This is a genomic window from Comamonas sp. B-9, from assembly GCF_000410635.1.
Lineage (GTDB): Bacteria > Pseudomonadota > Gammaproteobacteria > Burkholderiales > Burkholderiaceae_C > Comamonas.
The window spans coordinates 1-4,323 of record NZ_KE148680.1 but is presented as its reverse complement, the minus strand read 5'-3'; the positions used below and the strand labels follow the sequence as shown (position 1 = coordinate 4,323).

At 68.8% G+C, this 4,323-nt stretch carries 5 protein-coding genes; 3 read left to right on the top strand and 2 right to left on the bottom strand.

The features are described from left to right. From H928_RS29915 to H928_RS0125355, 3 genes are all read left to right on the top strand, one after another. A partial coding sequence (locus tag H928_RS29915; protein WP_239645082.1) for a PhzF family phenazine biosynthesis protein occupies positions 1-730 on the top strand: 730 nt, incomplete at its 5' end. Continuing rightward, positions 727-1,419 carry a VOC family protein gene (locus H928_RS0125360; RefSeq protein WP_021029019.1) on the top strand — a complete coding sequence of 231 codons (693 nt, stop codon included), beginning with the start codon at positions 727-729 and terminating at the stop codon, positions 1,417-1,419. The genes H928_RS29915 and H928_RS0125360, both read left to right, overlap by 4 nt. 32 nt (positions 1,420-1,451) lie before the next feature. After that, on the top strand, positions 1,452-2,420 hold the full coding sequence (locus H928_RS0125355; RefSeq protein ID WP_021029018.1) for a threonine dehydratase: 969 nt from the start codon (positions 1,452-1,454) through the stop codon (positions 2,418-2,420). Positions 2,421-2,438: 18 nt separating this feature from the next. On the opposite strand, the gene H928_RS0125350 is transcribed toward H928_RS0125355, so the two are convergent. Both H928_RS0125350 and H928_RS0125345 read right to left on the bottom strand, forming a co-directional pair. Beyond that, complete coding sequence (locus H928_RS0125350; RefSeq protein WP_027011412.1) at positions 2,439-3,284, bottom strand: creatininase family protein; 846 nt, start codon at positions 3,282-3,284, stop codon at positions 2,439-2,441. Positions 3,285-3,352: 68 nt separating this feature from the next. Then, a partial coding sequence (locus tag H928_RS0125345) for a sigma-54-dependent Fis family transcriptional regulator (protein ID WP_021029016.1) occupies positions 3,353-4,323 on the bottom strand: 971 nt, incomplete at its 5' end.

The following is a 4,323-nucleotide window of genomic DNA, read 5'->3' as shown; positions in this document are numbered from 1 at the left end:
CCCCCCCGGCGGCGGGCTGCCTTTTGCCGGCCCCCCCCCCTTGGGCAGCTGCCATGCCTGGCTGGCAGCCGGCGGCCAGCCGCAGCAGGCCGGCCGCGTGGTACAGGAATGCGCCAAGGGCCTGGTGACCTTGCAGCAAGACGCGCGCAATGGCCGGCTGGCCTTTGCCGCCCCCTCGCTCAGCCGCAGCGCCATCAGCGCAGCCGAGCTGGCCCCGGTGCTGCAGGCCATCGGGCTGCAGGCAGACCAGGTGTTGGCCAGCCAAAAACTCAACAACGGCCCCGTGTTCTGGGCCCTGCTGCTGGATGCCCCCGACACCGTGCTTGCGATCCAGCCCGACCTGACGGCGCTGCATGGCCTGGGCATGGAATTGGCCGTGGCCGCGCTGTACCCGCAAGCGGGCAAGGCGCTGATCGGCCGCGCCAGCCGCGAGGCGCGTGCCTTTGACGGCGCCACAGGCCAGGCCAGCCGCCCGCCCGAAGCCGATATCGAAGTGCGCGTCTGGTTCAACACCGGCACCAGCCTCAGCGAAGACCCAATCACCGGCAGCCTCAATGCCAGCCTGGCCCAGTGGCTGCTGGCCGAGGGCCATCTGCAGGCCCCCTATGTCGCCAGCCAGGGCATCAACCTGGACCGCAGCGGCATCGTCAACATCGCGCAGGATGCGGCGGGCCAGGTCTGGGGGGGGGGCCATGTGTCGGCCGGTATCCAGGGCGAGGTGCTGCTGTGAGCCAGGCCGGACTGGACCACCTCGTCGTCATGGCGGCCAGCCTGGACGAAGGCCTGGCCTGGTGCGAGGCGAGCTTGGGCGTGACGCCCGATGCGGGCGGCCAGCATGCCTTCATGGGCACCCACAACCGCCTGCTGCGCATCAGCAGCCCGGCCTTTGCCGCCAGCTACCTGGAGATCATCGCGATCGACCCGCAAGGCCAGGCGCCTAGCGGCCACCGCCGCTGGTTTGACATGGACGATGCCGCGCTGCAGGCCCAGGTGCGCAGCCAGGGCCCGCAGCTGACCCACTGGGTCGCACGCGTCAACGGCATCGGCCAGGCCACCGAGGCCTTGCGCGCGCTCGGCCATGCCGCTGGCACGCCCCAGGCCGCCAGCCGGCAAACGCCCCGGGGCCTGCTGGCCTGGCAGATTGGGCTGCGGCCCGATGGCCAGCGCCTGCTCCAAGGCCTGCTGCCCACCTTGATTGAATGGGGAGAGCAGCACCCGGAAGCCAGCATGGCGGACAAGGGCGTTGCGCTGCAGCAGCTGCAATTGCTGCACCCCGATGCCGATGCTCTGAAAACGGCGCTGCAGGCTCTGGGCCTGGGCAACCACCCCCACCTGCAGGTGGCGCATGCCCCCACGCCGGCGCTGGTCGCGCATTTGCACACGCCCAAAGGGCCGGTGCAGCTGCGCAGCCCTCTCTGACCCGCCCTTCAACGCACCCTTTTTTCTGATCTATGCAAGCCATCTCCCTGCCCAGCCTCGCCGAGATCGAGGCCGCCTCCCGCATCGTTTACCGTGAGTTCCAGGCCACGCCGCAGTACCGCTGGCAGCTGCTGGGCGAACGCCTGGGGGCCGAGTGCTGGCTCAAGCACGAGAACCACACGCCCGTCGGCGCCTTCAAGATCCGGGGCGGTCTGTCTTACTTTGCGCAGATGGCAGCGCGCGGCACCCTGCCCGCGCAGGTGATCAGCGCCACGCGTGGCAACCATGGCCAGAGCATTGCCTGGGCCGCGCGCAGCCATGGCGTGCGCTGCACCATCGTCGTGCCCCATGGCAACTCGGTCGAGAAGAACATGGCGATGCGCTCGCTGGGTGCGGAGTTGATCGAGCACGGCGACGACTTCCAATCCGCCCGCGAGCATGCGATGGCGCTGGCCGAGCACAGCGGTGCCCATATGGTGCCCAGCTACCACCCCGATCTGGTCAGCGGTGTCAGCACCTACTGGTGGGAGTTTTTGCGCGCCGTGCCGCATTTGCAGACCGTCTATGTGCCTATTGGCCTGGGTTCGGGCGCCTGCGCTGCGGTGGCCGCCAAGCTGGCCCTGGAGCACCCGGTGCGCATTGTCGGCGTGATCAGCACCGGCGCCACCACCTACCGCGACTCCATCGCTGCCGGTGAAGTGGTCGAGGCGGTGGTCAGCACCGAGATTGCCGATGGCATGGCCGTGCGCCGCGCCGACCCGCTCGCCCTGCCCGTGCTGCGCCAGCACCTGGACCACCTGGTGGCCGTCAGCGACGACGAGGTGCGCGACGCCATGCGCTACCTGTTCACCGACACCCACAATGTGGCAGAAGGCGCCGGTGCCGCTGCACTGGCCGCCGCGCTGCAGGAGCGCGAGCTGATCGCCGGCCAGACCATTGGCCTGGCACTGACCGGCGGCAATGTGGATGCGGCCGTGTTCAGCCAGGTGCTGGGCAGCTGATTCTCTGCCAGCAAGGCATCAGCGGGGTACTACCGTCCACGCCAGCTGGTGGATCTCCTGCAGCAGCAAGGCCAGTTGCTGGGCCGCTGCCTCGACCACCGCCCGGCCTTTGTCTGCCGTGGCGCCGGCGGCATTGCCAACGGCGCCGCAGGGGTTGTAGTCCTCCATCGCCCAGCCCATCTTGGCGCTCTTGCCATTGCCCACAATCGCAAAGCGCCGCGCCCGGTCCTGCGACGTGGAATGGAAGCAACCCGCCTGCGCCATATCCACCTGCGCGGGTGCAAGGTGCAGCATCATCGAGGTTTCCACCTCGCCGCCATGGATGCCAAAGCGGTGCTCCTCGGCGCTGAACAGGCCTGTGACCTCGGCCGGCAACGGCAGGCTTCCCCAGCTGCTGCTGTAGACCAGCATGCCATGGGCGATGCGCAGCTCGCGCGCAACGATATCCATCACCGCGACCTGCCCGCCATGGGTGTTGAACATCAGCAGCTTGCGGATGCCCGCACGCGCCACCGCCTGGCCCAGCGCCGTCCACAGGTCGATGATGAGCTTGGGCGGCAGGCTCAGGGTGCCGGGAAAGTTCAGGTGCTCGGTGCTCAGGCCAATGTTCTGCGCCGGCAGCACCAGCACCGGCACATCAGCCGGCAGCAGCGGCATGGCGGCCGCCACAATGCCTTGCAGCAAAGTGGCATCGACGGAGACGGGCAAATGCGGGCCATGCTGTTCCACCGCGCCCACCGGCAGCACTGCCACCGTGCTGGCCGCCAGGCCGCTGGTCTGCGCCTGGGCAAATTCGCGCGTGCTGATATCCGCCCACCAGCGCGAGGACCAGGTGGCGACAGCAGGGTTTTCAGAGGCGGGCATGGGCATTCCAACAAAGGGCGGCACACCATGTGCCGGCGCAGCAGCTATCTTAGGCCATGCAGCTCAACCTAAGCCGCCTTGAGCCGGCGGTACAAGGTCTGCCGGCTGATGCCCAGCAGCTTGGCCGCCTGCGACACATTGCCCCGGCACTGCTGCAGCATCTGCGCAATCGCAGTGTGGGAGAGGGTTTTGAGATCGGTGGCCGGCAGGCTGGGCGGCTGCGCTTGCGCGGCCAACGCAGCGACGGCCATCGGCGCGCCTTCGCGGTAGCGCAGCAGCTCCTGCGCCAGGTCATCGGAGAGCTGCGACCAGCCAATGGTGTCCTCGCCGGGCAGCAGCAGCGCCGATGCGGTCTGCAGCGCATTGGCGTACTCGCGCAGATTGCCGGGCCAGGGGTAGTGCGCCATCGCAAAGGCCAGATCGGGGTGCAAGCGCACCGACTGGCCGGGATTGAACTGCTCCAGCAAACGGCGGGTGATGGCCTCGCGGTCGCTGCGCTCGCGCAGCGCGGGCAGCTGCAAGGCCAGGCCATTGATGCGGTAGAACAGATCGGCCCGAAAGCGCCCCTGCGCCACCGCCTCGCGCAGCTGGTGGTGGGTGGCGCAGACCAGCGCAAAATCGAGCTGCTGGGCCTTGCCGCCGCCCAACGGCGTGATGCTGCGCTCCTGCAGCACGCGCAGCAGACGGGTTTGCAGCGCCAGCGGCATATCGCCAATTTCATCGAGGAAAAGCGTGCCGCCCTGGGCCTCGCGCAGGCGGCCGAGCTGGCCATCGCGCCTGGCACCGGTAAAGGCACCTGACTCATAGCCAAACAGCTCGGCCTCGATCAAATGCTCCGGAATCGCCGCGCAGTTGATGGCGACAAAAGGCGCGGCATGGCGCGCGCTGCTGTCGTGCAGCGCGCGGGCAAACAGCTCCTTGCCCACGCCCGATTCGCCCTGCACCAGCAAGGCAATGCCCTTGCCCCAGGTGCGCCGGCCGCGCTCTGCGGCGGCGCGCCAGCCCGGGTCGCCAGTGTCCAGCTGGGCCAGCGCATCAG